24 protein-coding genes and 1 tRNA gene are annotated in these 25,792 nt (G+C 72.4%); 11 read left to right on the plus strand and 14 right to left on the minus strand.

From position 1 onward, the window contains the following. Positions 1-44: 44 nt before the first annotated feature. Positions 45-2,573 (minus strand): ABC transporter permease, encoded by a 2,529-nt coding sequence (locus tag C3492_RS02080; RefSeq protein WP_103809952.1) that lies wholly within the window; start codon positions 2,571-2,573, stop codon positions 45-47. Next, positions 2,573-3,343: an ABC transporter ATP-binding protein gene (locus C3492_RS02085; RefSeq protein ID WP_103809953.1), complete on the minus strand. Its 771-nt coding sequence runs from the start codon at positions 3,341-3,343 to the stop codon at positions 2,573-2,575. Before C3492_RS02085 ends, C3492_RS02080 begins: the two co-directional genes overlap by 1 nt. Positions 3,344-3,759: 416 nt before the next feature. On the opposite strand from C3492_RS02085, the gene C3492_RS02090 reads away from it, so the two are divergent. The 3 genes from C3492_RS02090 (at position 3,760) to C3492_RS02100 (ending at position 6,256) form a co-directional block, all read left to right on the plus strand. After that, a tRNA-Leu gene (locus C3492_RS02090) sits at positions 3,760-3,843 on the plus strand. A 234-nt stretch (positions 3,844-4,077) separates the two neighbouring features. Continuing rightward, positions 4,078-5,253: a 4-hydroxybenzoate 3-monooxygenase gene (locus C3492_RS02095; protein WP_103809954.1), complete on the plus strand. Its 1,176-nt coding sequence runs from the start codon at positions 4,078-4,080 to the stop codon at positions 5,251-5,253. A 148-nt stretch (positions 5,254-5,401) separates the two neighbouring features. Next, positions 5,402-6,256 carry a Bax inhibitor-1/YccA family protein gene (locus tag C3492_RS02100; protein ID WP_103809955.1) on the plus strand — a complete coding sequence of 285 codons (855 nt, stop codon included), beginning with the start codon at positions 5,402-5,404 and terminating at the stop codon, positions 6,254-6,256. A 74-nt stretch (positions 6,257-6,330) separates the two neighbouring features. Here the strand turns inward: C3492_RS02100 and C3492_RS02105 are convergent, their stop codons facing one another. Further along, positions 6,331-6,561: a DUF4287 domain-containing protein gene (locus C3492_RS02105; protein ID WP_030653267.1), complete on the minus strand. Its 231-nt coding sequence runs from the start codon at positions 6,559-6,561 to the stop codon at positions 6,331-6,333. A 99-nt stretch (positions 6,562-6,660) separates the two neighbouring features. Between C3492_RS02105 and C3492_RS02110 the strand changes: the two genes are divergently transcribed. Then, complete coding sequence (locus tag C3492_RS02110) at positions 6,661-6,972, plus strand: hypothetical protein (protein ID WP_181140144.1); 312 nt, start codon at positions 6,661-6,663, stop codon at positions 6,970-6,972. Between the two features lie 9 nt (positions 6,973-6,981). Here C3492_RS02110 and C3492_RS02115 read toward each other — a convergent pair whose 3' ends face one another. The 3 genes from C3492_RS02115 to C3492_RS02125 all read right to left on the minus strand — a co-directional run bounded on the left by C3492_RS02115 (position 6,982) and on the right by C3492_RS02125 (position 10,435). Next, positions 6,982-7,764 (minus strand): hypothetical protein, encoded by a 783-nt coding sequence (locus C3492_RS02115; RefSeq protein WP_181140157.1) that lies wholly within the window; start codon positions 7,762-7,764, stop codon positions 6,982-6,984. Between the two features lie 292 nt (positions 7,765-8,056). Then, the gene (locus C3492_RS02120; RefSeq protein WP_103809958.1) at positions 8,057-9,277 is read right to left on the minus strand and encodes an acetyl-CoA C-acetyltransferase; all 1,221 of its coding nucleotides are present in this window, start codon (positions 9,275-9,277) and stop codon (positions 8,057-8,059) included. Positions 9,278-9,418: 141 nt separating this feature from the next. Beyond that, a complete protein-coding gene (locus C3492_RS02125; RefSeq protein WP_181140145.1) occupies positions 9,419-10,435 on the minus strand; it encodes an SGNH/GDSL hydrolase family protein in 1,017 nt (338 codons plus the stop codon). A 157-nt stretch (positions 10,436-10,592) separates the two neighbouring features. Here C3492_RS02125 and C3492_RS02130 point away from each other — a divergent pair, with 157 nt between their 5' ends. Next, a complete protein-coding gene (locus C3492_RS02130) occupies positions 10,593-11,984 on the plus strand; it encodes a cystathionine beta-synthase (RefSeq protein ID WP_103809960.1) in 1,392 nt (463 codons plus the stop codon). 343 nt (positions 11,985-12,327) lie between these two features. Here C3492_RS02130 and C3492_RS02135 read toward each other — a convergent pair whose 3' ends face one another. Continuing rightward, positions 12,328-13,182, minus strand: coding sequence for a helix-turn-helix transcriptional regulator (locus tag C3492_RS02135; protein ID WP_103809961.1), 855 nt, complete (start codon positions 13,180-13,182; stop codon positions 12,328-12,330). A 146-nt stretch (positions 13,183-13,328) separates the two neighbouring features. Between C3492_RS02135 and C3492_RS02140 the strand changes: the two genes are divergently transcribed. Then, on the plus strand, positions 13,329-14,090 hold the full coding sequence (locus C3492_RS02140; protein WP_103809962.1) for an SDR family oxidoreductase: 762 nt from the start codon (positions 13,329-13,331) through the stop codon (positions 14,088-14,090). A 31-nt stretch (positions 14,091-14,121) separates the two neighbouring features. On the opposite strand, the gene C3492_RS02145 is transcribed toward C3492_RS02140, so the two are convergent. Both C3492_RS02145 and C3492_RS02150 read right to left on the minus strand, forming a co-directional pair. Beyond that, positions 14,122-14,571: a hypothetical protein gene (locus tag C3492_RS02145; protein WP_103809963.1), complete on the minus strand. Its 450-nt coding sequence runs from the start codon at positions 14,569-14,571 to the stop codon at positions 14,122-14,124. A 10-nt stretch (positions 14,572-14,581) separates the two neighbouring features. Then, positions 14,582-15,994 (minus strand): cytosine permease, encoded by a 1,413-nt coding sequence (locus tag C3492_RS02150; protein WP_103809964.1) that lies wholly within the window; start codon positions 15,992-15,994, stop codon positions 14,582-14,584. A gap of 129 nt (positions 15,995-16,123) precedes the next feature. Here C3492_RS02150 and C3492_RS02155 point away from each other — a divergent pair, with 129 nt between their 5' ends. Continuing rightward, positions 16,124-16,966 (plus strand): MurR/RpiR family transcriptional regulator, encoded by an 843-nt coding sequence (locus C3492_RS02155; RefSeq protein WP_181140146.1) that lies wholly within the window; start codon positions 16,124-16,126, stop codon positions 16,964-16,966. A 92-nt stretch (positions 16,967-17,058) separates the two neighbouring features. Continuing rightward, on the plus strand, positions 17,059-17,643 hold the full coding sequence (locus C3492_RS02160) for a hypothetical protein (protein ID WP_258055434.1): 585 nt from the start codon (positions 17,059-17,061) through the stop codon (positions 17,641-17,643). A 7-nt stretch (positions 17,644-17,650) separates the two neighbouring features. Here C3492_RS02160 and C3492_RS02165 read toward each other — a convergent pair whose 3' ends face one another. The 5 genes from C3492_RS02165 to C3492_RS02185 all read right to left on the minus strand — a co-directional run bounded on the left by C3492_RS02165 (position 17,651) and on the right by C3492_RS02185 (position 21,346). After that, a complete protein-coding gene (locus C3492_RS02165; protein WP_103809967.1) occupies positions 17,651-18,025 on the minus strand; it encodes a hypothetical protein in 375 nt (124 codons plus the stop codon). A gap of 10 nt (positions 18,026-18,035) precedes the next feature. Beyond that, positions 18,036-18,515, minus strand: a complete 480-nt coding sequence (locus C3492_RS02170) for a roadblock/LC7 domain-containing protein (RefSeq protein WP_014673140.1) — start codon at positions 18,513-18,515, stop codon at positions 18,036-18,038. Positions 18,516-18,546: 31 nt separating this feature from the next. Then, entirely contained in the window at positions 18,547-19,413 is an 867-nt protein-coding gene (locus tag C3492_RS02175; RefSeq protein WP_103809968.1) for a hypothetical protein, read from the minus strand. After that, entirely contained in the window at positions 19,410-19,793 is a 384-nt protein-coding gene (locus C3492_RS02180) for a hypothetical protein (RefSeq protein ID WP_014673138.1), read from the minus strand. The genes C3492_RS02175 and C3492_RS02180 overlap by 4 nt, the downstream gene beginning before the upstream one ends. Before the next feature lie 152 nt (positions 19,794-19,945). After that, positions 19,946-21,346 carry a diaminopimelate decarboxylase gene (locus C3492_RS02185; RefSeq protein ID WP_103809969.1) on the minus strand — a complete coding sequence of 467 codons (1,401 nt, stop codon included), beginning with the start codon at positions 21,344-21,346 and terminating at the stop codon, positions 19,946-19,948. A 139-nt stretch (positions 21,347-21,485) separates the two neighbouring features. Between C3492_RS02185 and hutU the strand changes: the two genes are divergently transcribed. The 3 genes from hutU (at position 21,486) to C3492_RS02200 (ending at position 25,764) form a co-directional block, all read left to right on the plus strand. Next, positions 21,486-23,150: a urocanate hydratase gene (gene hutU, locus C3492_RS02190; protein WP_103809970.1), complete on the plus strand. Its 1,665-nt coding sequence runs from the start codon at positions 21,486-21,488 to the stop codon at positions 23,148-23,150. A gap of 77 nt (positions 23,151-23,227) precedes the next feature. After that, positions 23,228-24,430 (plus strand): allantoate amidohydrolase, encoded by a 1,203-nt coding sequence (locus C3492_RS02195; protein ID WP_181140158.1) that lies wholly within the window; start codon positions 23,228-23,230, stop codon positions 24,428-24,430. After that, a complete protein-coding gene (locus C3492_RS02200; protein ID WP_103809972.1) occupies positions 24,427-25,764 on the plus strand; it encodes a formimidoylglutamate deiminase in 1,338 nt (445 codons plus the stop codon). Before C3492_RS02195 ends, C3492_RS02200 begins: the two co-directional genes overlap by 4 nt. The last annotated feature ends 28 nt before the right edge of the window (positions 25,765-25,792 follow it).

Raw genomic sequence — 25,792 nt, forward strand, 5'->3', positions numbered from 1 at the left:
GGGGGCCCCTCCCGCGGGGCCCCCTTGTGCCGTCGTACGACCGGTTACTCGGCCTTGATGGCCGTCAGCATGTTCAGCCGGGCCGCGCGCCGGGCCGGCCACAGCGCGGCCAGGACGCCGACCACGCCCGCCAGCAGCAGGAACACCGTCATCCGGCCCCACGGCAGCACCAGTTCGTACGTCGGCATCTTCGTGCCCAGCAGCTCGCCGGCCGCCCAGCCGAAGAACACGCCCAGACCGATGCCCAGCACCCCGCCGAACAGGGAGATGACCAGGGACTCCAGGCGGACCATCCGCTTGACCGCCCTGCGGTCCAGGCCGATCGCGCGGAGCATGCCGATCTCCTGGGCCCGCTCGCAGACGGACATGGCCAGCGTGTTGATGACGCCGAGCACCGCGACGATCACCGCCATGCCGAGCAGGCCGTAGACCATGTTCAGCATCAGCGTGAACATCTGCGCGATCTCCTTGGAGATGTCCTGCTTGTCCTGGACCTTGATCGCCGGGTTGGAGCCGAGGACCTTCTCCAGCCTGTCCTTGGCCGCGTCGGACGCCCCGTCCGCCGTCTTCACCATGACCTGCATGTCGGCCGGGTCGGACAGGTGCGGGGTGAGGACCTTGTTGTCGAGGATGATCCCGTTGAGCATGTCGTTGCCCTCGTAGACCCCCGCGACCGTCAGCCGCTGGGCCTTGCCGTCCTCGAAGTGCGCGGTGAAGCGGGAACCGGCCCTCCAGCCGAAGTCCTTGGCACGGTCCTCGTCCACGACGACCCGCGTGCCGCCCACGCTGAACGACCCGTCGGTCACCTTCAGATCGGTCAGCTCGCCGATGGTCGCGCCGTCGACACCGGTCAGGTATTCGGTGCCGCCGTCGATACGGGACTCGCCGTTGCGCAGGGGGCTGCTCGCGGTGACGCCGTCGGCGGAGGCGATCTTCTTCTCCACACCGGGGGAGAGCGGGCCGCGGTTGGCCATCGAGACGACGTAGTCGGCGCGGATCGCCGAGGAGGCCATCTTGTCGATGGACGTCTGGAGGCTGCCCGCCATCACGGTCATACCGGTGATCAGCGTCAGGCCGATCATCAGCGCGGAGGCGGTGGCCGCGGTGCGGCGCGGGTTGCGCACCGAGTTCTGCCGGGCCAGCTTGCCCGACACCCCGAAGGCGCGCAGCACCGGCGCGGCGGCGGCGATCAGCGGGCGGGACAGCAGCGGGGTCAGGATGAACACGCCGATGATCAGCAGCACGGCGCCGACGCCCATCGCGCCCTGGCCGGTGTCGGCGTCCATCCTGGTGCCCGCGAGGACCACCGCGATGCCGGCCGCCGCGAACAGGGAGCCCAGCGTGTTGCGCAGCACCAGCGACTTGGTGGTGGCCGTGGCGTGCACGCTGCTCATCGCCGCCACCGGCGGGATCTTCGCGGCCCGGCGGCCGGGCAGCCAGGCGGCCAGCATGGTGATGAGGACGCCGACCCCGAGGGCGGTGACCACCGTGCCGGGGCTGATCACCAGCGGGCCGTCGGGCATGGTCGCGCCCAACGAGCCGAGCAGGGAGCGCAGGCCCGCGCCGATGCCGACACCGGCGGCCAGACCGGTCACACCGGCGACCGCGCCGACGGCGAACGCCTCGATGAGCACCGAGCGGGTGACCTGGCGGCGGGAGGCGCCGACCGCCCGCAGCAGGGCCAGTTCCCGGGTGCGCTGGGCGACCAGCATGGTGAAGGTGTTGGCGATGATGAACGTGCCGACGAACAGGGCGATGCCGGCGAACACCAGCAGGCCCTGCTTCAGGCTGCTCATGGACGAGGAGATGGCCTCCGCCTGGTCGTCGGCGAGCTGCTTGCCGGTGGTGGTCTCCACCAGCTTCGCGGGCAGGGCCTTGTCGAGCCGGGCCTTGAGCGCCGCCTGGCTGGTGCCGGCCGCGGCCCGCACGTCGATCTCGTCGTACGTGCCCTTCTTGCCGAACAGGGCCTGCGCGGTCGCCGTGTCGAACAGGGTGAGGCTGCCGCCCGCGGCGACGTTGCCGTCGTCGGTGGTGAAGATGCCGCTGACGGTGGGGGTGAGGACCGGGCCGTCCACGGAGAGCCGCACGGTGTCGCCGACCCGGTACCCCGCCCGCTTCGCGGTCGCCGAGTCGATCAGCACCTCGTCCTTGCCGCGCGGGGCATGGCCGCTGACCAGCGGGTAGCGGGGGTCCTCGGTGCCCCAGTAGTTGCCGCCGGCGGACTGCCAGTCACCGCCGACAAGCTTGCCGTCCTTGTCGGCGACGGCGGTGAAGCCGCTGACGACGCCGGTGGCGGAGGCGGCCCCGGGGACCCCTGCGGCCTTGTCGAGCAGGGCCCGGGTCAGCTCGGGGGTCCGGCCGACCTGGTTGCCCTTGGAGTCCTGGTACTCGGGCCGTACGGCGACGTCGACCCGGTCGAAGCCCTTGGCGGAGCTCTTCTGGTAGGCGTCGGAGATGGTGTTGGTGAAGACCAGCGTCCCGGAGACGAACGCCACGCCGAGCATGACGGCGAGCACGGTCATCAGGAGCCGGGCCTTGTGCGCGAGGACGTTGCGCAGGGCGGTGCGGAACATCAGCTGGTACGGCCCTTCGCGTCGAACTGCTTCATGGTGTCGAGGACGGAGTCGGCGGTGGGGCCGTACATCTCGTCGACGATCCGCCCGTCGGCCAGGAAGATCACCCGGTCCGCGTAGGCGGCGGCCACCGGGTCGTGGGTGACCATGACGACGGTCTGGCCCAGCTCGCGCACGGAGTTGCGCAGGAAGCCGAGGACCTCGGCGCCGGAGCGCGAGTCCAGGTTCCCGGTCGGTTCGTCACCGAAGATGATCTCGGGCCGGGAGGCGAGGGCGCGGGCGACGGCGACCCGCTGCTGCTGACCGCCGGACAGCTGGGCGGGCCGGTGGCTGAGCCGGCCGGACAGCCCGACCATGTCGATGACCCGGTCCAGCCACGCCTTGTCCGGCTTCCGCCCGGCGATGTCCATCGGGAGGGTGATGTTCTCCAGGGCGGTCAGCGTCGGCAGCAGGTTGAACGCCTGGAAGATGAAGCCGATCTTGTCCCGGCGCAACTTGGTGAGCTGCTTGTCCTTCAGGGACCCCAGCTCGGTGTCCCCGATCCGGACGGACCCGGAGGAGAAGGTGTCCAGCCCGGCCACGCAGTGCATCAGCGTGGACTTGCCGGAGCCCGACGGCCCCATGATCGCGGTGAACTCGGCGGCCCGGAAGTCGACGGAGACCCGGTCCAGGGCGACCACCCGGGTCTCACCCTGCCCGTAGATCTTCGACAGCTCCGTGGCGCGTGCGGCCACGGCGGTGGTCCGGCCTGCGGTGGGTGTGGTGGTCACGGGAGGGCGCTCCTGTCGGTACGACGTCTGTTCGTTGGGGACTGGTCCATCGTCCCGGCGGGGAGCGCGCGTGTAGTCAGTCGCTGTTCCGGTTCCGGAGGGCGACTCGGGTCGGACGGAGCGGCCCGCCGTCATACCTGGGGAGGACGGGTGACCCTGACTCCGTCCGTGGCGGGGGCCGCGTCGGGAACCCTGTCGAGAACAGGTGGAACACCCTCGTTCGGACGGTGAAATTCCGTCATTTCACGTACGCGCGTACAGCCGTCACGTCAGGCTATTGGCAAGTGCGGATGGCGTGTTCCGCGGGCTGATGCACCCTCAGACGTCAATAAAATAAGACAACATCGGTCCACCCGTCCGCTGTCCGGGGGATGGGTCCCGATAGGCTCGAAGCTCGCAAGCGGAGCCCATGGCCTGCCCGGATGGTGGAATGCAGACACGGCGAGCTTAAACCTCGCTGCCCCTTCGCGGGCGTGCCGGTTCAAGTCCGGCTCCGGGCACCTTCCTCGTCACCTGTTCCGGTCGGATGGAACGGCCGGTTCGGGGCGTCATGGTGTCCGTCTACGCCTGACCCTCGGCGTCGAGGGCGCCACCAGAACCGCCCACACACCACTCGACCGCCGCACGACCGTTGACAGCCGGGCCCGTGCGGCGGAGACTCACGCCCGGAAAACAGTGAAAGAAATTTCACCAGACGAACGCCCTGTGGGGCGGCGGGAGAGAGGAGACGACCGATGCGCACCACCGTCGGGATCATCGGGGCGGGCCCGGCCGGGCTGCTGCTCGCCCGGCTGTTGCACCGTGCCGGGATCGAGTCGGTCGTCCTGGAGAGCCGGGACCGGGACTACGTCGAGCAGCGGCAGCGGGCCGGGATTCTGGAGCAGGGGACCGTCGACGTGCTGCGCGCCGCCGGGGCCGGGGAGCGGATGGACCGGGAGGGGCTGCGGCACGACGGGATCGAGCTGCGGTTCGACCGGCGCCGGCACCGCGTCGACTTCCCCGCGCTCACCGGCGGACGGTCCGTGACCGTCTACGCCCAGACCGAGGTCTGCAAGGACCTCATCGCGCTCCAGTCGAAGGAGGGCGGGCCGCTGCTCTTCGAGGCCGAGGCGCTGCGCGTGGAGGGCGCGGAGGGCGACCGGCCACGGGTCCCGTTCCGGCACCAGGGGCGCGAGGACGTGTTGGAGTGCGACTACGTCGTCGGCTGCGACGGGTTCTGGGGGGTGGCCCGCCAGGCCTTCCCGGCCGGGGTGTCCCGGGTGTTCGAGCGGTCGTACCCCTACGCATGGCTCGGCATCCTCGCCGATGTCGCGCCCTCGCACGACGAACTCGTCTACGCCCGCCACGAACGCGGCTTCGCCCTGCTGTCCATGCGGTCGCCGGCCGTCTCCCGGCTCTACCTCCAGGTGCCCGCGGGGACGGACGCCGAGGCGTGGGGCGACGAGGCGATCTGGGACGAGCTGGACCGGCGGTTCGAGACGGACGACGGCTGGCGGCTGGAGCGCGGGCCGATCACCCAGAAGTCGGTCACCCCCATGCGCTCCTTCGTGCACGAGCCGATGCGGCACGGCCGGCTCTTCCTCGCCGGCGACGCCGCCCACATCGTGCCGCCGACCGGCGCCAAGGGGCTGAACCTCGCCGTCGGTGACGTCGTCACGCTCGCCCGGGCCCTCGCCCACGAACGGGAGACCGGCTCCCCGGACCTCCTCGACGCCTACTCCGCGACCTGTCTGCGCCGGATCTGGCAGGCCGAACGGTTCTCCTACGACATGACGACCCTGCTGCACCGCGCCCCGGACGCCACCGCCTTCGACGCCCGCCTCCAACTGGCCCGGCTGGAGCGGATCGCCTCCTCCCGGGCGGCCGGGACCGACCTGGCGGAGGCGTACACAGGGTTTCCGCTCGGTTAGCCGTCCGTCCATGGCCGGGAATCAGATGCCCGCGTAGCGTGTTGCGCAGCACAGCAGGGGAAAGATCCTCCTCAAGTATCATGGTCGATCCTTTGCCAATCCATTACTCTTGAGCCAAGGCTGCGCTCGGCAGCCATGGAGGAGTGAAATGAGGAGCAGCAACCCGGTCTTCTCGCGACGGGGGTTCAGCCGCGACAACGGCTACGCCGGCTTCAACACCGCACCGCAGGCCGGGTACGCACAGGGCAACCCGTACGCGCAGAACCCGTACGCGCAGAACCCCTACGCACAGCAGGGCGTCGGCGCCCCGCCCCAGGCCCCGGCCACCACCGACCGGATGACCATGGACGACGTCGTCGTCCGCTCGGCCGTCACGCTCGGCACGGTCGCCGTCGGCGCCGTCCTCGCCTGGGCCCTGCTGCCCGTCTCGGGCAGCAGCTACGGCCTGGCCGTCGGCTCCGCGCTGATCGCCTTCGTCCTGGCGATGGTGCAGAGCTTCAAGCGCACCCCGTCGCCCGCGCTGATCCTCGGGTACGCCGCCTTCGAGGGCGTCTTCCTCGGCGTCATCAGCGAGATGTACAACAGCCGCTGGAGCGGCGCGCCCTTCCAGGCCGTGCTCGGCACCATGGCCGTCTCGGGCGCGACCCTGCTCGTCTACAAGGCCGGCTGGATCCGCGTCACCGCCCGCTACGCCCGCATCGGCCTCGCCATCGCGATGGCGTTCCTGGTGGTCATGGCGGTCAATCTGCTGCTGGTCGCCTTCGGTGTCGCCGAGGACGGCGGACTGCGCAGCTTCGGCCCGCTCGGCGCGCTCGTCGGCATCATCGCGATCATCCTCGGCGCGTTCTTCCTGACCCTCGACTTCAAGCAGATCGAGGACGGCATCGCCTACGGCGCCCCGCGCAACGAGGCATGGCTCGCCGCGTTCGGCCTCACGCTGACCCTGGTGTGGATCTACGTGGAGATGCTGCGACTGGTGGCGATCTTCAGCAACAACGACTAGCGCCGACGCCGGTCATCGGCAGGGCCCCGGGTGATCCGCCCGGGGCCCTGTGCCGTTCAGGGCAGCTTGGCCGTTCAGAGCAGCTTGCGCGCCGCCCTCCTCAGGTCGTACTCGTGCACGATCGCCTTCGCGTGGCCGTACGCCAGGTCGTACTCGTGCCGGAGCCAGCTGACCTTCTCCTCGAAGCGGAAGAGTGCCGGGCCTTCTTCGACGGTGCGCAGCCAGTCGGAGACTTCACGACCGGTGCAGTGGGGGATGCGGGCGAGCAGATTGCGGTGGGTCTCCTCGGAGAAGACGTGGGACATCGGCGCCTCCGAACGCAAAGGGGATGTAAGCCGGTCCTTCACGTCACCGTGCCTGAGCGTTCGCGTATTGGCAACAGTGCGGGGCGTTACGCTCGGCGGGTGGTTGATACGACGCCCTTGACCCAAGCAGTGGATCACTTCGCCGACCGGTTGCGGGCGGCACCGCAGAGCCGGCTCCAACGGAGCGCGGCGGCGGAGGCATTGGCCCTGGCCCGGGAGCTTTCCCGGCGGGCCCAGCTGATGGAGGAGCCGGGGAGCGAGCCCCGGGAGATGCCGGACGCGGGGATGTTCGCCGCGGCGGATCAGATCCTGGTGGCGGCGCACGACCTCGCGGTCGTGGTGCGCAGTGAGGACCAGGTCGCCGAGGCCGTGCGGCTGGTGGAGGAGGCGCGGCAGCGGGCGGGGGTCTGACGTCGACCGTCAGAGGGACGCGATCACCCGGTCGGCCAGGATGTAGACCGTCTCCTCGCCGCACGCGAACGTCAGGGTGTACGCGCCGGAGATGCCCGAGCCGCCCAGCAGGTACGGGGCCTCGCCGGACTCCAGGGCCCGCGCCAGGCGTTCCGCCGTCTCGCGGTGGCCCGGGGTCATGCACAGGGTGGTGCCGTCGGCGAAGACGTAGACGTCGAGCGTGCCGAGCGGGCCGGGGCGGACATCGGAGAGTTCGACGCGCTCGGCGGCCAGCTCCTCCAGCGTGGTGACGGTGCGCTCGTGGTCGTTCACGGCCGGCGACTGCACCGGCACGAAGTCCGGGTGCGAGGGGTGCCGGCGGCGCGCCGCGGCCAACTCCGGGGACTCCCCGGCGAACTCGTCGGCGTCGGCGCCCGGCTCGGCCACCGGCTCCAGCGGCTCCAGGCCCACGAAGTCCGCCTGGCGGGGCAGGAACACATCGGCGTCGGGCAGGCCGTACAGCGAGGGCGACTCGGAGGCGTCACGCGCCTCCTGCGCCGCCCAGAAGGCGCGTGCCTCGGCCAGCTCGCGCTCCCGTTCCTCGGCGAGCGCCTCGGCCACGGCCGCCCGTATCTCGTCGGCGTCGGCAGTGGTGCGGGCGTTCGGCAGGAGGGCGCGTGTCGTGGCCGCCTGGCCGTCGGCGAGCTGCGCCGCCAGTTCGGTGAGCTGGCGGCGCAGCTTCAGCACGGTGCGCAGGACGGCGACACCCACGGCGCCGGTGGCTGCCGTGGTGAGCAGCAGGGCGATCGGCATGGCGCTCACTGACATACTCCCGGTTCAAAGTCGACCCCCGACTTCCTACATCAGCTTGAAGGGCGGACTAACCAGCTGTCAGTGCGTAACGTCACGAAACGGACAGGACTTTGCGTTCGTGGTTTCGTCGTGTGGCGCGCTGACCCGCGCTGACCTGCATCGATGGGCCCGGCGAGCGAGATAGGTCACATCCTGGGGGAGATTGGATCACGAAAAGGCCCAGAACCGTGGTGTTTCCTGGGTTCTGGGCCCTTCTGCGACGTGACGTACGTGGCCCGCTACGGACGGTGGGTCAGCTGAGGCGCTCGATGACCATCGCCATGCCCTGGCCGCCGCCGACGCACATCGTCTCCAGGCCGAACTGCTTGTCGTGCCACTGGAGCGAGTTGATGAGCGTGCCGGTGATGCGGGCACCGGTCATGCCGAACGGGTGGCCGACGGCGATGGCACCGCCGTTGACGTTCAGCTTGTCGATGTCGATGCCGAGGTCCCGGTAGGACGGGATCACCTGCGCGGCGAAGGCCTCGTTGATCTCGACCAGGTCGATGTCGTCGATGGTCAGACCGGCGCGCTGGAGAGCCTGCTTGCTCGCCTCCACCGGGCCGAGGCCCATGATCTCCGGGGAGAGGCCGGAGACACCGGTGGACACGATGCGGGCGAGCGGGGTCAGGCCCAGGTCGCGGGCCTTGGTGTCGGACATGATGACGAGCGCGGCGGCGCCGTCGTTCAGCGGACAGCAGTTGCCGGCCGTGACGAGTCCGTCCGGGCGGAAGACCGGCTTCAGGCCCTGTACGGCCTCCAGGGTGACGCCGGCGCGCGGGCCGTCGTCCTTGCCGACCACCGTGCCGTCGGGCAGGGTCACCGGGGTGATCTCGCGCTCCCAGAAGCCGCTCTTGATGGCCTCCTCGGCGAGGTTCTGCGAGCGGACGCCGAACTCGTCCATCTCCTGGCGGGTGACGCCCTTCCAGCGGGCCAGGTTCTCGGCGGTCTGGCCCATCGCGATGTAGGGGTCGGGCAGCAGGCCGTCCTCGCGCGGGTCGTGCCAGGTGGTGCCCTCCTGCCCGGCGACCGACTCGGTGCGGGCCTCGGCCTCGGCGAACAGCGGGTTGTGCGTGTCCGGCAGGCCGTCGGAGCTTCCCTTGACGTAACGGGAGACCATCTCGACACCGGCCGAGATGAAGACGTCGCCCTCGCCGGCCTTGATGGCGTGCAGTGCCATGCGGGAGGTCTGCAGGGAGGAGGAGCAGTAGCGGGTGATCGTGCAGCCCGGCAGGTGGTCCATGCCCATCTGCACGGCGACGATCCGGCCGAGGTTGTGACCCTGCTCGCCGCCGGGCAGGCCGCAGCCGAGCATCAGGTCGTCGATGTCCTTCGGGTCCAGCTCGGGGATCTTGGCGAGGGCCGCCTGGATGATCGTGGCGGTGAGGTCGTCGGGGCGCAGGTCCTTCAGGGAGCCCTTGTTCGCGCGGCCGATGGGGGAGCGGGCGGTCGAGACGATCACGGCTTCGGGCATCACGGCTCCAGTGGCGGATTTTTTCGGGCAGGGCAGGTGGGAAGTTACCCGTACGTATGGGCCAGGTCACCGGTGTCGCGGTGTGACACTGGCCGCAATTGTCTAAGCGCTTGCTTGGCTCCGGGTCCGGGCCCGAGCCGGTCAGAGGGGCCGGGTCGCCGGCTCCGCCTCGGGTACCCGCCGCCGGCGCCTCCGCTTGAGCAACGCCCAAGGCCCCCGCGGCCCCGTCGGCATGGCCGCCGTCACCTCGGTGCCGGCCTCCGACGCGGCCTCGGCCGCCGCGCGGGCCACCGGCAGGAAGCCCTCGCGGCGCGACACGTCCGGCCGTTCCTCCTCCGGCCACAGGCCCAGCGCCGCGCACACCGTGGGCAGGACGGCCATGGCCGCGGTCGCATAGCCCTCGGCCGACGGGTGGTAGTTGTCCGGCCCGAACAGCTCCCGCGGATTCGCCTCGAACTCGGGGCCGAGCAGGTCGCCCAGCGACACCGTGCGCCCGCCCTGTTCCACCACCCCGATCGTCTGGGCCGCCGCCAGCTGCCGGGACGCCCGCCGGGCCAGCCAGCGCAGCGGCTGCTGCACCGGCTCGATCGTGCCGAGGTCGGGACAGGTGCCGACCACCACCTCGGCGCCGGCCGTGCGCAGCCGCCGTACCGCCGCCGCCAGGTGCCGTACCGAGCGGGTCGGGGGCATCCGGTGGGTCACGTCGTTCGCGCCGACCATGATCACGCAGATGTCCGGGACGGGGGAGGGTGCGGACAGCACCAGCGCGACCTGGCGGTCCAGGTCGTCGGACCGGGCGCCCGGCACCGCCACGTTCCGCAGCTCCACCGGGCGTTCCGCCACCGCCGCGAGCCCGGAGGCCAGCAGCGCCCCCGGGGTCTGGCCCGCCCGGTGCACGCCCTGCCCCGCCGCCGTCGAATCGCCGAGCATGGTCAGGCGGAGCGGCGGTTCGCCCGGGATGCCGTACGCGTGCCCGTACACGCCGTCGGCCACCGGCACCCGCCCGCCGCTGCCGTTGCCCACATGGCGCCGTGCCAGTCGCACCTCCGCCAGCACCAGACCGACGACGGCCGCGCCGATGAGCCCGACCCCGCCCCCGCCGTACGCCGCCCCGGCCGCGATGCGCCGGGCCACTCGTGCCCTCGACATCCTCGTCATGCGTCGCCGCCACCTCCTCGTAGCCGTACCCACTCCTTGCCCCGTACGGACCGTGCGCCAATCTCGACAGGGAGTGAACGAACGCCCACGCCACACCGCTGGCCTTAGGCTGGCGACACCACTACGAACAGTTCTTTTGCAGCGACCGGAGACAACGGTGCGATACCACGACTCGATGATCAGCCTCGTCGGCAACACCCCGCTGGTGCGGCTCAACAACGTGACCAAGGGCATCCAGGCGACCGTCCTGGCCAAGGTGGAGTACTTCAACCCGGGCGGTTCCGTGAAGGACCGCATCGCCCTGCGCATGATCGAGGCCGCGGAGCAGAGCGGGGAGCTGAAGCCGGGCGGCACGATCGTCGAGCCGACCAGTGGCAACACCGGCGTGGGACTCGCCATCGTGGCCCAGCAGAAGGGCTACAAGTGCATCTTCGTCTGCCCGGACAAGGTGAGCACCGACAAGATCAACGTGCTGCGCGCGTACGGCGCCGAGGTGGTCGTGTGCCCGACCGCCGTGGCCCCGGAGCACCCTGACTCGTACTACAACGTCTCCGACCGGCTGGTGCGCGAGACGCCCGGCGCCTGGAAGCCCGACCAGTACTCCAACCCCAACAACCCGCTCTCGCACTACCACTCGACCGGCCCCGAGCTGTGGGAGCAGACCGAGGGGAAGATCACCCACTTCGTGGCGGGCGTTGGCACCGGCGGCACCATCTCCGGCACCGGCCGCTACCTGAAGGAGGCCAGCCAGGGCGCGGTCAAGGTCATCGGCGCCGACCCCGAGGGCTCCGTGTACTCGGGCGGCTCCGGGCGGCCGTACCTGGTCGAGGGCGTCGGTGAGGACTTCTGGCCGACCGCCTACGACCGCACCGTCGCGGACGAGATCGTCGCCGTCTCCGACAAGGACTCCTTCCAGATGACCCGCCGGCTGGCCAAGGAGGAGGGCCTGCTGGTGGGCGGCTCCTGCGGCATGGCCGTCGTGGCCGCGCTGAAGGTCGCCGAGCGGCTCGGCCCGGACGACGTCGTGGTCGTGCTCCTGCCCGACAGCGGCCGCGGCTACCTCAGCAAGATCTTCAACGACGAGTGGATGGCCGACTACGGCTTCCTGGAGGACGAGGGCCCCAGCGCCCGCGTCGGTGACGTCCTGAGCGACAAGGCGGGCGGCTCCATCCCGTCCCTGGTGCACATGCACCCGGAGGAGACCGTCGGCCAGGCCATCGAGGTGCTGCGCGAGTACGGCGTCTCGCAGATGCCCGTCGTCAAGCCCGGCGCCGGTCACCCGGACGTGATGGCCGCCGAGGTCGTCGGCTCGGTCGTGGAGCGGGAGCTGCTCGACGCCCTGTTCAGCAAGCGGGCCTCGCTGGAGGACCCGCTGGAGAAGCACATGTGCGCCCCGCTGCCCCAGGTCGGCTCCGGCGAGCCGGTCGGCGACCTGATGCAGGTGCTGGGTTCGGCGGACGCCGCGATCGTGCTGGTCGAGGGCAAGCCGACCGGTGTGGTCAGCCGGCAGGACCTGCTGGCCTTCCTGGCCAAGGGCGGCGCCAAGTAGCCCGCCCGGGCGGGGGCCGGGATTCGCGGAAGTGGTACGAGGGCGTCATGTGCGCGCAGCACCCGCTTAACACGGATCCGGCAGATTAGTGGGTGTCGGCAGGGGTGGGAGCGGCTCCCCGCCCAGGCCGGCGCCGAACGGCGCCAAGGACCTCCGGAGCGGCTCCCGGACCTCCATGGACGCCACGGACGCGTAGGCCCGGCCCTGACCCGGCCCGCGTCCCTCGCGGGGACCGCCGTCGTCCCGCCCCCCGGAAACGGGGGTGCGGCGGTCCCCGCGCACCCCCCTTTGCGCCTGAACCGGCGCCGCTCTCGCGGACGTGGTCAGTCGCCGTCGTTGCTCCTCAGTCGCTGGTTGCGGCCGTCGTCGCGTTCCAGCTCCCCAACACGGCGAGCCGCTCAGCCGTCTCCGAACCCGGTTCCGGCGTGTACACCACGATCGTCTGCTCCGGGTCCGCGGGGACCGTCAGGGTCTCGTACGGCAGGGTCAGCAGGCCCGCGACCGGGTGCCGCACCTTCTTCACGCCGAACGCGCACTCGCGGACCTCGTGGTCGGTCCACAGCCGGCGGAAGTCCTCGCTCTTCAGGGTCAGTTCGCCGACCAGCGCGCACAGTCCGGGGTCGTCGGCGTACCGGCCCGCCAGCAGCCGCAGCTGGGCCACCGTCTGCGCGGCCACCGCCGTCCACTCCGGGTACAGCTCCCGGGAGGCAGGGTCGAGGAAGACCAGCCGGGGGACGTTCCGTTCGTCCGGTGCCAGGCGGCTGAAGCCGTTGACGGCGTCACCGAGCGCGTTCCAGGCGAGCACGTCCATGCGGCGGCCCAGCACGAACGCCGGGCTGCGTTCCATGCCGTCGAGGAGGATCTGCACGCCGGGCCGGACGCGGGGCGCACCGGCCGGCCTCCGCCGCTGCCGGCGGGGGCGCGCCACCGTGCGCAGGTAGGCGTGCTCTGTCTCGTCCAGCCGCAGCACCCGCGCGACGGCATCCAGCACGGCGTCGCTCACGCTGGTGCCCCGGCCCTGCTCCAGCCGGATGTAGTAGTCGACGCTCACTCCCGCGAGCTGGGCCACCTCCTCGCGGCGCAGGCCCGGCACCCGGCGCCGCCCGTGCGCGGGCAGCCCGACCTCCTCCGGCCTGATGCGGGCGCGGCGCGAGCGCAGGAAGTCGCCCACCTCTGCTTCGGTCCAGTCCCCGTCCATAACCAGATCGTAGGGGAGCGGCGGCCGTCGATCCTGGTATTGGCAGACCCAGGAAAACCGCATCCCTGGGTAGGGCGGCCGGACGTGACGAGAGTGGTGTCAGCCGCCGGGGAGCAGCCCCGGCCGCGGTCCACGAGGGAGCACCCATGTCGTACGAGAACCTGTCCGGCCGTACCGCCGTGGTCACCGGAGCCGCCAGCGGCATCGGCGAGGCGGTCGCCCTGCACCTGGCCGCCGAGGGGGCCCGGGTGGCGCTGCTCGCCCGGCGCGCGGACCGGCTGGACGCGCTGGTGGAGAAGATCCGGGCGGAGGGCGGCCAGGCGCTCGCGGTGGCCGCCGACGTCACCGACGACGCGTCCGTGGAGGACGCCCGGGACCGGGTCCACGAGACGTTCGGAGCCGTCGACCTCGTCGTCAACAACGCCGGTGTCATGCTGCCGAACCCCGTCGAGGCGGGCCGGCTCGACGAGTGGCAGCGGATGCTCGACACGAACGTCACCGGCGTCCTGCGGATCATCCGCGCCTTCAACGCCGACCTGCTGGCCGCCGCGGCCGGGGGGCGCACCGCCGACCTGGTGAACATCTCCTCCATCGGCGCCCACGTGCCCTTCCCGAACTACGCGGTGTACGGGGCGACCAAGGCGGCCGTCACCTACCTGTCGCAGAGCCTGCGCGGCGAACTGGGGCCGCGGGACGTCCGGGTCACCAACATCGAGCCGGGACTGACGGAGACCGAACTGGCCTCGCACGTCGACAGCGCGGAGCTGTCCGGGCAACTGGACGAGATGTTCGGGGCGATCGGGGGACTCGCCCCGGCGGAGGTCGCCGATGTCGTCGCCTACGCCACCAGCCGCCCCCGGCACGTCAACCTGCGCCAGATCATGGTGCTGCCGACCCGGCAGGCGTGACCCCACCGAGGGCGGTCACCCGCCCCGGCGGTCACTCGCCCCGCGCCGGGCCGTCGTGGTGGCGCCGGCCGGCGAGGAGGTCGGGGTTGAGCCGTACGGCCTGCACCGCGTTGACGCCGACGATGCCGAGCCAGGTGACCACCATCCCGGACAGCCCGGCCACCGCACCCGCGATGGCGGACAGCGGGATCGCCAGGACGAGCGTGATCAGGGCGAAGCCGTAGCGCTCGCCCCAGGAGTCGGCCGGCTTCGGCCGCCGGGTCTCGCGGGCCGTCGCCATCTGCCGCTCGGCGAGCTGCCGCCGCACCCGGCGGTCCACCGCGTCGTCGATCCGCTGCTCGACCTTCTCCAGGAAGGACTCCACCAGCGCGGAGTCGTAGTCGTCGCCCAGTTCCCTGCGGGCGCGCACGGTCGCGTCCAGGTCCTTCCGGAGGTTCGGGTCCGTCCTGAGGCCGGCGTCCCGGGGATCGAGTGTGCTCATGCCGGTCAGCCTAGGGAGCGGCCGTCTCGACGGCACTGGGGCTAGCCCCCCGCTCGGGGTTCGGGCCGGCCACCGTGTTCCGGCGCGCGACCAGCCAGTACAGCAGCGCCGGTACGGCCAGACCGACGATCCAGGAGATGTCCGCACCGCCGAGCGGGTCCACCAGCGGGCCGGTGTAGAAGCTGGTGGCGAGGAACGGCAGCTGGGCGAGCAGACCGGCCGCGTACACGGCGAGGGCGTCCCAGCGCCAGGCGCCGTAGCGTCCGTGCGGGTCGGCGAGGGCCGCGAGGTCGTACCGCTCCCTGGAGATCAGGTAGTAGTCCACCAGGTTGATCGCCGACCAGGGCGTGAAGAAGGTCAGCAGGAACAGCAGGAAGTCCTTGAAGGAGGACAGGAAGCTGTCCTTGCCCAGCAGGGCCACCGCGGTCCCGGCGACCATCACCAGCCCGATGTACGCGGCCCGGCCCGCCCGGGACAGCCGCCGCTGCCCGCGGAAGCCGCTCACGCTCGTCACCATCGACATGAAGCCGCCGTAGGTGTTGAGGACGTTGACGGTGAGCTTGCCCAGGGCGATGACGAAGGAGAAGAAGGACGCGGCCAGGCCCGTGCCGCCGAGGGCGACGACGTACCCGACCTGGCTGTCCAGGAACGTCTCGCCCGCCGTGGCCGCGACGAGCACCCCGAACGTCATCGACCACTGGGAGCCCAGCACCGAGCCGGACAGCGTCCACCAGAAGGTGGCCTTCGTGGACGTCGTCCGCGGCAGATAGCGCGAGTAGTCCGCCACGTACGGCCCGAACGCCAGCTGCCAGGACGCCGACAGGGACATCGCCAGCAGGAACATCGGCAGCGAGAAGTGCGCGTCGTGCAGCAGCGCGGCGGTGTCGGCGCGGTCCAGGAGGCGTACGGCGAGGTAGACGAAGGCGAGCGCGCAGACGACGCTCGCGACCCGGCCGAGGGTGTGGATGACCCGGTAGCCGGCGGTCGCCATGACCGCCGTGACGGCCGCGAAGACGACGATCCCGGTGGTGTCGTCGGTGTGCGTCAGCTCGCCCACCGCCTGCCCGGCGAGCACGCTGCCGGACGCGAAGAAGCCGACGTACATCACGATCACCAGCAGCAGCGGTACGACCGCCCCGCGCACCCCGAACTGTGCCCGGGACTGGATCATCTGCGGCAGGCCGAGCTTCGGGCCCTGGGCGGAGTGCAGGGCCATCACCGCCCCGCCGAGCAGGTTGCCGAGCAGCAGGCCGACGACCGACCACACCACGTCCCCGCCGAAGACGACCGCCAGGGCACCCGTCACGACGGCCGTGATCTGGAGGTTGGCGCCGAGCCAGAGGGTGAACTGGCTGAAGGCCGTGCCGTGCCGTTCCTCGTCCGGGACGACGTCGATGGAGCGCAGTTCCACGAGCTGAGCCATGCGTTCTCCCCACGGTGGGCTGTATAACGGTATGCAGCGAGACACTGTCTGAATAGACGACCCGTGTTTGTCAATGCCCCGGCGCTGTACTCTCCCGGGGCGTCGAGGAATCCGGAGGGGGAGTACGTGATGAGCGGGACCGACAGCCCTGCCAACCGATTGCAGGCGCTCTTCGAGGGCCACCGGCTCACGCCGACCCAGCGCCGCATCGCGCACAGCATGGTGCGCCGGGCCGCCGACGTGCCCTTCCTGTCCAGCGTGGAACTGGCCGAACTGGCCGGGGTCAGCCAGCCGTCGGTGACCCGGTTCGCGGTCGCCCTCGGCTTCGACGGCTATCCCGCCCTGCGCAAGCACCTGCGCGAGGTCGTCCCGGCCGAACCGGCCGCCGAGGTCTCCGCCTACAACGAGTACCAGCAGGCCGTCGAGGCCGAGATCGAGAACCTGAGGCACCTCGCCGAGCTGCTCGCCGACCCCCGCCCGGTGCAGCGGGCCGGCCGCGTCCTCGCCGCCTCCCGCCCGCTGCCGGTGCTCGGCCTGCGCGCCGCCGCCTCCCAGGCGTACGGCTTCTCCTACTTCGCCGCCAAGGTGCACCCGGACGTCCGGCTGCTCCACGAGGGCGGCACGATGATCCACGACCGCATCGACGCCGCCGTCCGCGCGGGTGCCACCGCCCTGCTCTGCTTCGCGCTGCCCCGGCACCCGCGCGAGGTCGTGGACACCCTCGCCTACGCCAAGGACGCCGGCCTGACCGTGGTCACCGTCGCCGACTCCGCGTTCGCGCCGGTCGCCAAGTACTCCGACCTGCTGCTGCCCGCCGCCGTCGGCACCGGGCTCGCCTTCGACACCGCGTGCGCGCCCATGCTCCTCGGCCGGGTGCTGCTGGAGGCGCTCTGCGACGACCTGCCGGACGCCCAGGCCCGCCTGGAGGAGTTCGACGCCAAGGCGGCGGCCCGCGGCCTGTTCGTCGAATGACCGGGCCCCGCCACTCTCAGATTCGTCTCACGTTCTGCTATTAGCTTCCCTACGAGACGCATGCGCTTCGGAACGTGACACGGGAGGCTGACGTGGCGCGCGGAGGACAGGGACTGGCTCGGGTGGCCGTCGTCGTACGGGCCGGGGCCGCACCGCTGTGGTGGCTCGGGGTGGTCGCCGCGGGGATCGGGGTCGTGCCGGAGGGAGTGACCGGGCGCCGGATCGGCGTGCTGGCGGGCGCGGCGCTGTTCCTCATCGGCGCGGCCGTCGTGGCACTCGCCCGGCGGGGCCGCTACACCGCCCTCGCCCGCGGGGTGGCCCGCGCGGGCAAGTACGACGTCCTTCAGGACCGGGCGGTGACCGTGCGCGCCTGGCGCCGGGGCCACCGCTGGTGGCTGGTGCTGGGCTGGGCGCTCGCGCTCGGTTCCGCCTTCGCCGTGCCCGCGGCCGGTGGCATGCTGCTGGCCGGGCTCGGCACCGGGCTGCGCCTGAAGGCCGCGTGGCTCGGGCGGCTGGAGCGGACCCGGGAGACGCTGCTGTGGGTGCGCGTCGACTGGCTCGACCGGCGCGGCGGGCGCCCCGCGGGCAAGACCGTCAAGGGCCTGCGCGGTACGGGCGTCGCGGCCGGCGACGCGGCCCCGGGCGGAGCCCGCCGCCGTACCGCCGCACTGGTCTGAGCCGCCGTCAGACCTCCAGCTCCTCCTCGATCCGCTTGAGCTGGTGCCGGGCCATCGCCAGGTTGGCCCGGCTGGAGTCGAGGACCAGGTACAGGAACAGCCCGTTGCCGCCGCGGCTGCTGAGCAGGCGGATCAGGTGGTACTGGTCGGAGAGGGTGATCAGGATGTCCTCGATGCCGGCCTTGAGGCCGAGCATCTCCATCGTGCGCATCTTGGCGCGGATCACATCGGTGTTGCCGGCGGCGGCCACGTTCAGGTCGAAGGTCTTGCTGCCGCCCATCGTGCCCAGCGCCATCCCGCTGGTGTAGTCGACGAGCGCGACACCGGTCGCTCCCTCTATGGAGGTGAGGGCTTCCTTCAGCGCGGTCTCGGTGTTGGCCATGGTGGTCCTTTCAGCTGTCGGTTGCGGTGCGCGCCTCGGCGGCCGTGGTGCGGGGCGCGCGGGGAGTGCGGGTCCGTGCGGGGGTGGTCCTCGGGAGCGGGCGTACGGCCTCGGCGGCGTCCAGCAGCTCCCCGATGCGGGCGCCGGCCCGGCGCCCCTCCAGGTGCAGCCGGCCGACGTTGACCCGGTCCTGCGCGAGCAGGGTCAGGACGGCGGTCCGGCCGGCCGCGTAGGTGGCGATGTAGCCGCGCTCGCCGCGCACCAGCAGCTCCCGGAAGCCGCCGTGCCCGGTGGCATCGGTGACCCGCACGGCGACGCCGAGCGCGGCGGCGGTGAGCGCGGCCAGGCCCTCCGGATCGACCCCGGGGGTGTCGTGGGCGACGACGAGGCCGTCGACGCCGGCCGCCAGGGCGCCGGTGAGCTGCGGGACCCGGGTGCGCAGCCGCAGCAGCTCCTCCAGGACGGTCCGCAGGTCCTCTTCGGCCACCATCAGGTCTCTCCTCTCGGCGGGGCGGTGCCGTTCAAAGCGCCTCCAGCGCATCCCTGAGCCTCTTCAGCAGCGCGATGTCGGGGTCGGTGGTGACCTGGTAGGGCGGCGGTGGTGGCGGGGCGGGTGCCGTGGACGCGGGTGCGATCTGTCCGGCCGCCGTCAGCCGGCGCACGTCGACCAGCGTGTGGAACGCCTGCCGGCCCAGGTTCCGGGCGATGTCGGCGGCCGTGCGGACGCCGTCCACGCGGTCCAGGACGGCCCGCTGCCGGGGTGTCACCGGGGCGGCGGGGGCGGTCCGGGTGGCCGGTGCGGTGGGCCCGGCCGGGTCGGCCGGGTTCTCCGGGGCGCGGCCGGTGGGCGGATCCGCCCGGATCAGCGGGGCGGTGTCGGCGGCAGGGTCGGGCCACAGCCGGTGCAGCAGCAGCCGGCGGCGCAGCGTCTCGCGTTCCAGCGCGACCACCGGCACCGAGGGCAGCGGGCCGAGCCGGGGCGCGGAGTCGTACCGGAACCGTCCCGGCGTGCTGCTCGGCGCCAGCGCGAAGTACCCGGCGTCGTACAGCGCGTCCAGATGGCACAGCTCCAGCGCACCGGTGGGCAACACCCCGGAGTGCAGCAGGAGTTCCGCCGCGTGCAGGGGACCCGTGGTCCGGGCCGCCGCCTGCTGCCAGGCGGCGGTCGCGAGGGTGCCGTGGGCCGTGAGGAGCACGTCGAGGCCGGGGGCGAGGGGGCTCTCGGCGTGCACCACCCGGCCCTCGGCGAGGTGCAGGATGCCGTGTTCGCGGACCAGGACGCCGGTGGCCCGCTCCTCGGCGAGCCGGGTGAGCATCGGGGACAGGGCGCGCCCGGCCCCCTTGTCCCGGACCGGGAGGGCCGGCTGCGGGGTGCTGACCACGGTCATCCCAGCACCAGCCGGGCGGCCATCTCACCGAGCCGGATCCGGGCGAGCGCGAGGTTGCCCTCCTCGCGGCCGAGCCACAGGTGCAGGAACACGCTGCTGTCGAAGGACGTGTCCACGAAGCGCAGCAGGTGGTAGCTGTCCCCGTTGCTGATGATCACGTCCTCCACGGGGGGCAGGTCGTCGCCGCCCGCCGCGAAGGTGCCGTGCTCGGCGGCCATCCGGGCGAGTTCGGCGGCCTCGGCGGCGGTCGTCTCGTGGTCGCCGCCGGGCGCCTCCCCGACCGCGCCGAGGGCCAGTCCGCTCGTCCAGTCCACCAGCGCGGCTCCCCGGGCACCGGGCAACCGCATCGCTTCCAGCAAGCACTCGTCGATTCCGGGCACCGTGGCTCCCCTCCCGCCTGTGACTCCGGTTGAGTGACGCCGACACTACGCAACGTGTGTGCGGGAGGTGAGGCCTTTGGCATTTTCCGTTGGAACATGCGCCGGGCGTACTAGTGTGGGTCAACTGGCCTGCGGGACAGGCGAGTTGATCATCACGGCGAAGGGGGCCCGCCGGTGGCGCCCCGGAGGCCGGTGAGTGCGGACGCGTGCGCCCCTCCCGACTCCGCCACCACCTCCGCGACGGTCTGCGGCTCCCGTACGGTGGCGAAGGCTACGCCCCCCTCGCCGTCCGGCGCGTAGCCGTAGACGCCCGGCCGGGCGAGGGAGTTGTAGGCGTAGTGGTGGGCGAAGTAGTACGCGCCCGTGTCCAGTGCCGCCGCGTAGTCGCCCTGCTCCAGCAGCGGCAGCGCGCGCGCCTCGGCGAGCAGGTCACCCGAGAAGCAGGCCGGCCCGGCCACGTCCTGCACCACCTCCGGCCCTGCCTTCGGCCGGCCCCCGGCGTCGTACGCGGCGATCCGCAGCGGCCAGACCCCCGGCACGTACACCGTCCGCGTCGCCACCTGCACGCCCGCGTGCGTCACCGCGATCCGCCGCCCGCCCGCGCTCTTGGCGTACTCCACCCGGGCCACCACCGTCCCGTACTTGGCCAGCAGCGACCGCCCGAACTCGGTCACCAGCCCGTACCGCCCGTCGAACAGCCCCGGCACCTGCTCGGCCAGCAGGCGCGCGTACTGCGCGTACGACGGCGTCGTCTCCTCCGACGCGAGGTTCACCGGCAGCCCGCCGCCGATGTCGATCGTGTCGACCTGCCGCCGCCCGACGACCGCGTTGATCTCCTCCGCGAGCGCGTACGCCGCCGCCGCGCCCCGCGCCAGCAGCGGCAGCGGGATGCCCTGCGAGCCGGTGTGCGCGTGCAGCCGGGTCAGCCACGGCCGCTCCGCGTACGCCCGGACGACCCAGTCGCGTGCCCCCTCGTCCCTGAGTGCCACCCCGAACTTCGAGGTCCGCGTCGCCGTGGAGGTCGCCCCGATGGTGCCGCCGCCGATCTGGGGATTGATCCGGAGGCCGAGCGGGGACCGGGTGGGCGTGGCACGCACGAGGGCGTCGAGCCGGTCCAGCTCCTGCGGGTTGTCCGCGTTCACCGCGATGCCCAGGGTCAGTGCCTCGCGCAACTCGGCCGGGGTCTTGGCCGGCGAGTCCAGCACCGTCCGGGCGGGCGGCACCCCGGCCGCCCGGGCCAGTGCCAGCTCGCCGGGGCTCGCCACCTCCGCGCCGATGCCCGCCTCGTGCAGCAGCCGCACCACCGGCACCAGCGGGGTCGCCTTCACGGCGAAGGCGTGCAGCACCGGTGTGCCGGGCGGCACGACCGCATCGAAGGCCGCCCGCAGCGCCGCCGCCGACTCGCGGATGCCGAGGACGTCCAGCAGGCCCACCACGGCCGCGTCCGGGCCCAGCAGCCCCCGCTCGACGGCCGCCCGCACGGCCCGGTCCCGGCGGGCCGCCCGCCCCCGCGCCTCGCTCCCGATGTCCCCGACCGCCTCGATCTCCGTCACGGCTTCTCCGTCCTGTCCCGGCTACCGGTGCTTCCAGCCAAACACCCGCCGCGCGCGGACGGGGCCGTCCCGGTGTATTGACTAGTCCTATTCAGACAGACAGGATGTGAATAGACGTAGGCACAGGAGGAGGCAGACGATGTCGGGACCCCGCCCCGTACGAGCACCGCGCGGCACGGAACTGAGCGCCCTGGGATGGCAGCAGGAAGCCGCCCTGCGCATGCTGCAGAACAACCTCGACCCCGAGGTCGCCGAGCACCCCGACAAGCTCGTCGTCTACGGCGGCACCGGCAAGGCCGCCCGCGACTGGCGCTCCTTCGACGCCATGGTCCGCACCCTGAAGACCCTCAAGCAGGACGAGACCATGCTGGTCCAGTCCGGTCGCCCGGTCGGCGTGATGCAGACCCACGAATGGGCCCCGCGCGTCCTGATCGCCAACTCCAACCTGGTCGGCGACTGGGCCAACTGGGAGGAGTTCCGCCGCCTGGAGGCCCTCGGCCTGACCATGTACGGCCAGATGACCGCCGGCTCCTGGATCTACATCGGCACCCAGGGCATCCTCCAGGGCACCTACGAGACCTTCGCCGCCGTCGCCGCCAAGAAGTTCGGCGGCACCCTGGCCGGCACCATCACCCTGACCGCCGGCCTCGGCGGCATGGGCGGCGCCCAGCCGCTCGCCGTGACCATGAACGACGGCGTCGCGATCTGCGTCGACTGCGACCCGCGCGCCATCGAGCGCCGCATCGAGCACCGGTACCTCGACGTCCGGGCCGACTCCCTGGACCACGCGCTCCAGCTGGCCGTGGAGGCCCGGGACGCCCGCCGCCCGCTGTCCATCGGCGTCCTCGGCAACGCGGCCGAACTGGTCCCGCAGCTCCTCGCCATGAACGCCCCCATCGACATCGTCACCGACCAGACCTCCGCCCACGACCCGCTGTCGTACCTCCCGGTGGGCGTGGCCTTCGAGGACATGGCCTCCGAGGCGGCGAAGGACCCGGCCGGCTTCACCACTCGCGCGCGTGAGTCCATGGCGAAGCACGTGGAGGCCATGGTCAGCTTCATGGACGCCGGCGCCGAGGTCTTCGACTACGGCAACTCCATCCGGGGCGAGGCCCAGCTCGCCGGCTACGACCGGGCGTTCGCCTTCCCCGGCTTCGTCCCCGCCTACATCCGACCGCTGTTCTGCGAGGGCAAGGGCCCCTTCCGCTGGGCGGCCCTGTCCGGCGACCCGGCCGACATCGCCAAGACCGACAAGGCGATCCTGGAGCTGTTCCCCGAGAACGAGTCCCTCGCCCGCTGGATCAAGATGGCCGGCGAGCGCGTCCACTTCCAGGGCCTGCCCGCGCGCATCTGCTGGCTCGGCTACGGCGAGCGGGACAAGGCCGGCGAGCGGTTCAACGACATGGTGGCGAGCGGTGAGCTGGCCGCGCCGCTGGCCATCGGCCGCGACCACCTCGACTGCGGGTCCGTCGCCTCGCCGTACCGGGAGACCGAGGCCATGCTCGACGGGTCCGACGCGATCGCCGACTGGCCGCTGCTGAACGCGATGGTCAACGTGGCCTCGGGCGCCTCCTGGGTGTCCATCCACCACGGTGGCGGCGTGGGCATGGGGCGGTCCATCCACGCCGGACAGGTCACCGTGGCCGACGGCACGAAGCTGGGCGGCGAGAAGATCCGGCGCGTCCTCACCAACGACCCCGGGATGGGTGTCATCCGGCACGTGGACGCGGGCTACGACAGCGCGGAGTCGGTCGCGGCCGAGCGGGGGGTCCGGGTGCCCATGCGTGAGGGTGACGAGGCGTGACGGTCGGCGAGGCCGGGCAGGGCGACTCTCCCGCCCAGCGGAACGACTGCCCCCGGCCCGGGGCCTCCTTCCAGGAGATGTGGCGTGAGCTGCTCCCCGTCGGCCGGCACCCCGACTCCGGCGGTTACCGGCGCTACGCCTGGACCGGGGCGGACGCCGAGTGCCGGGCCTGGTTCAAGGAGCAGGCCGAGGCGCGGGGGCTGGCGTACGAGGTCGACCGGAACGGGAACCAGTGGGCCTGGCAGGGGGATCCGGCCGCCGGGGACGCCGTCGTCACCGGCTCGCACCTGGACTCCGTGCCGGACGGCGGGGCCTTCGACGGGCCCCTCGGGGTCGTGTCGTCCTTCGCCGCGCTGGACGAACTGCGCGGCAGGGGCGTCGAGTTCGCCAAGCCGCTCGCCATCGTCAACTTCGGGGACGAGGAGGGCGCCCGGTTCGGGCTCGCCTGTGTCGGCTCCCGGCTCACCGCCGGGCAGCTGACCGCCGAGCAGGCTCACCGGCTCACCGACGGGGAGGGGATCACCCTGCCCCGGGCCATGGAGGCGGCCGGGTACGACCCCGACGCCATCGGTCCCGACCCCGAGCGGCTGGCCCGGATCGGCGCCTTCGTGGAACTGCACGTCGAACAGGGCCGCGCGCTGGACCTGTCCGGCGACCGGGTCGGCATCGCCAGTGCCATCTGGCCGCACGGGCGGTGGCGGTTCGACTTCCGGGGCGAGGCCAACCACGCCGGCACCACCCGGCTGGTGGACCGCCGCGACCCGATGCTGTCGTACGCCGAGACCGTGCTCGCCGCCCGCCGCGAGGCCGAACTCGCCGGTGCCGTCGCCACCTTCGGGAAGATCGCCGTCGAGCCCAACGGGGTCAACGCCATCCCCTCCCTCGTGCGCGGATGGCTCGACTCCCGCGCCGCCGACCAGGACACCCTCGACACGGTGGTGGGCGGCATCGAGAAGGCGGCCCGGGAGTACGCCGACGCCCACGGCATCGACCTCGGCGTCGTCCGGGAGTCCTTCACCCCGGTCGTGGAGTTCGACCACGCCCTGCGGGACGAACTCGGCCGCATCCTGGGCAAGGACACCGGCCTCAAGGTGCCCGTCCTCGGGACCGGTGCGGGACACGACGCCGGAATCCTCTCCGGGAGCATCCCGACCGCCATGCTGTTCGTGCGCAACCCCACCGGTGTCTCGCACTCCCCGGCCGAGTCCGCCGCCGAGGACGACTGCGTGGCCGGGGTGCGCGCACTCGCCGACGTACTGGAAGGGCTGGTCCGCAGGTGACCAAGGGAACCTACTGGCTGGAGCACGCCTGGCTCGGCACCTGTGTCGAGCCGGGAGTCACGGTGGAGGTGGCGGACGGGCGGATCGGCGCCGTCCGCACCGGGACGCCCACTCCGCCGCCCGGCGCCGAGGTGCTGCGCGGGCTCACCCTGCCGGGGCTCGCCAACGCCCACAGCCACGCCTTCCACCGGGCGCTGCGCGGCACCGTCCAGGTCGGCTCCGGGACCTTCTGGACCTGGCGCGAGGTGATGTACTCCGTCGCCGACCGGCTGACCCCGGAGACCTACCACGCCCTGGCCCGCGCGGTGTACGCCGAGATGGCCCTCGCCGGCATCACGTGTGTCGGCGAGTTCCACTACGTGCACCACGCCCACGGCGGCACCCCCTACGCCGACCCCAACGCCATGGGGGAGGCGCTGATCGCCGCCGCCGCCGAGGCGGGCATCCGGATCACCCTCCTCGACACCTGCTACCTCTCCTCCGGCTTCGGGGAGCCGCCCACCGCCCACCAGCTGCGGTTCTCCGACGGCGACGCGGAGGCCTGGGCCGAACGCTGTGCAGTTCTCAAGGAGCGTGATCACGCACGGATCGGGGCGGCGATCCACTCCGTACGGGCCGTGCCCGCCGGGCAGTTGGCGACCGTGGCACGCTGGGCCGAGGAGCGGCGGGCCCCGCTGCACGTGCACCTGTCGGAGCAGACCGCCGAGAACGACGCCTGCCTCGCCGCGCACGGCCGCACGCCCACCCGGCTGCTCGCCGACCACGGCGTCCTCGGGCCGCGCACCACCGGGGTGCACAACACCCACCTCACCGACGAGGACATCGCCCTGCTCGGTGACTCGGGCACCGGCACCTGCATGTGCCCGACGACCGAACGGGACCTGGCCGACGGCATCGGCCCGGCCGTCGCCCTCCAGCGGGCCGGCTCCCCGCTCTCCCTCGGCTCCGACAGCCACGCCGTCATCGACCTGCTCGAAGAGGCGCGCGCCATGGAGCTGAACGAGCGGCTGCGCAGCCGCACCCGGGGCCACTGGACGGCCGCCGCCCTGCTGCGGGCCGCCACCGCCGACGGCCACGCCGCCCTCGGCTGGGACGACGCCGGCACCATCGAGCCCGGCGCGCTCGCCGACCTGACGACGATCGCCCTGGACTCGGTCAGGACGGCCGGGACACTGCCCAGGCTGGGCGCCGAGACGGCCGTATTCGCGGCGGGCGCGGCGGACGTACGGCATACGGTCGTGGGCGGCCGGCACGTCGTACGCGACGGCGTGCACACGCTCGTACCCCACGTGCCGCAGGCGCTGGCCGCCGCCGTCGAAGCCCTGCGCGGCTGAGCGACGCCGACCCCCACGAGGACGACAC

Source organism: Streptomyces sp. Ru62, assembly GCF_002920615.1.
Taxonomy (GTDB): Bacteria; Actinomycetota; Actinomycetes; order Streptomycetales; family Streptomycetaceae; genus Streptomyces.

What these genes read in the sequence shown, in the direction of transcription:
- C3492_RS02080 (WP_103809952.1), bottom strand. Translation starts at nt 2,573, where the DNA reads ATGTTCCGCACCGCCCTGCGCAACGTCCTCGCGCACAAGGCCCGGCTC.
- C3492_RS02095 (WP_103809954.1), top strand. Translation starts at nt 4,078, where the DNA reads ATGCGCACCACCGTCGGGATCATCGGGGCGGGCCCGGCCGGGCTGCTG.
- C3492_RS02100 (WP_103809955.1), top strand. Translation starts at nt 5,402, where the DNA reads ATGAGGAGCAGCAACCCGGTCTTCTCGCGACGGGGGTTCAGCCGCGAC.
- C3492_RS02105 (WP_030653267.1), bottom strand. Translation starts at nt 6,561, where the DNA reads ATGTCCCACGTCTTCTCCGAGGAGACCCACCGCAATCTGCTCGCCCGC.
- C3492_RS02115 (WP_181140157.1), bottom strand. Translation starts at nt 7,764, where the DNA reads ATGCCGATCGCCCTGCTGCTCACCACGGCAGCCACCGGCGCCGTGGGT.
- C3492_RS02120 (WP_103809958.1), bottom strand. Translation starts at nt 9,277, where the DNA reads ATGCCCGAAGCCGTGATCGTCTCGACCGCCCGCTCCCCCATCGGCCGC.
- C3492_RS02125 (WP_181140145.1), bottom strand. Translation starts at nt 10,435, where the DNA reads ATGACGAGGATGTCGAGGGCACGAGTGGCCCGGCGCATCGCGGCCGGG.
- C3492_RS02135 (WP_103809961.1), bottom strand. Translation starts at nt 13,182, where the DNA reads ATGGACGGGGACTGGACCGAAGCAGAGGTGGGCGACTTCCTGCGCTCG.
- C3492_RS02140 (WP_103809962.1), top strand. Translation starts at nt 13,329, where the DNA reads ATGTCGTACGAGAACCTGTCCGGCCGTACCGCCGTGGTCACCGGAGCC.
- C3492_RS02145 (WP_103809963.1), bottom strand. Translation starts at nt 14,571, where the DNA reads ATGAGCACACTCGATCCCCGGGACGCCGGCCTCAGGACGGACCCGAAC.
- C3492_RS02150 (WP_103809964.1), bottom strand. Translation starts at nt 15,994, where the DNA reads ATGGCTCAGCTCGTGGAACTGCGCTCCATCGACGTCGTCCCGGACGAG.
- C3492_RS02155 (WP_181140146.1), top strand. Translation starts at nt 16,124, where the DNA reads ATGAGCGGGACCGACAGCCCTGCCAACCGATTGCAGGCGCTCTTCGAG.
- C3492_RS02165 (WP_103809967.1), bottom strand. Translation starts at nt 18,025, where the DNA reads ATGGCCAACACCGAGACCGCGCTGAAGGAAGCCCTCACCTCCATAGAG.
- C3492_RS02170 (WP_014673140.1), bottom strand. Translation starts at nt 18,515, where the DNA reads ATGGTGGCCGAAGAGGACCTGCGGACCGTCCTGGAGGAGCTGCTGCGG.
- C3492_RS02175 (WP_103809968.1), bottom strand. Translation starts at nt 19,413, where the DNA reads ATGACCGTGGTCAGCACCCCGCAGCCGGCCCTCCCGGTCCGGGACAAG.
- hutU (WP_103809970.1), top strand. Translation starts at nt 21,486, where the DNA reads ATGTCGGGACCCCGCCCCGTACGAGCACCGCGCGGCACGGAACTGAGC.
- C3492_RS02195 (WP_181140158.1), top strand. Translation starts at nt 23,228, where the DNA reads ATGTGGCGTGAGCTGCTCCCCGTCGGCCGGCACCCCGACTCCGGCGGT.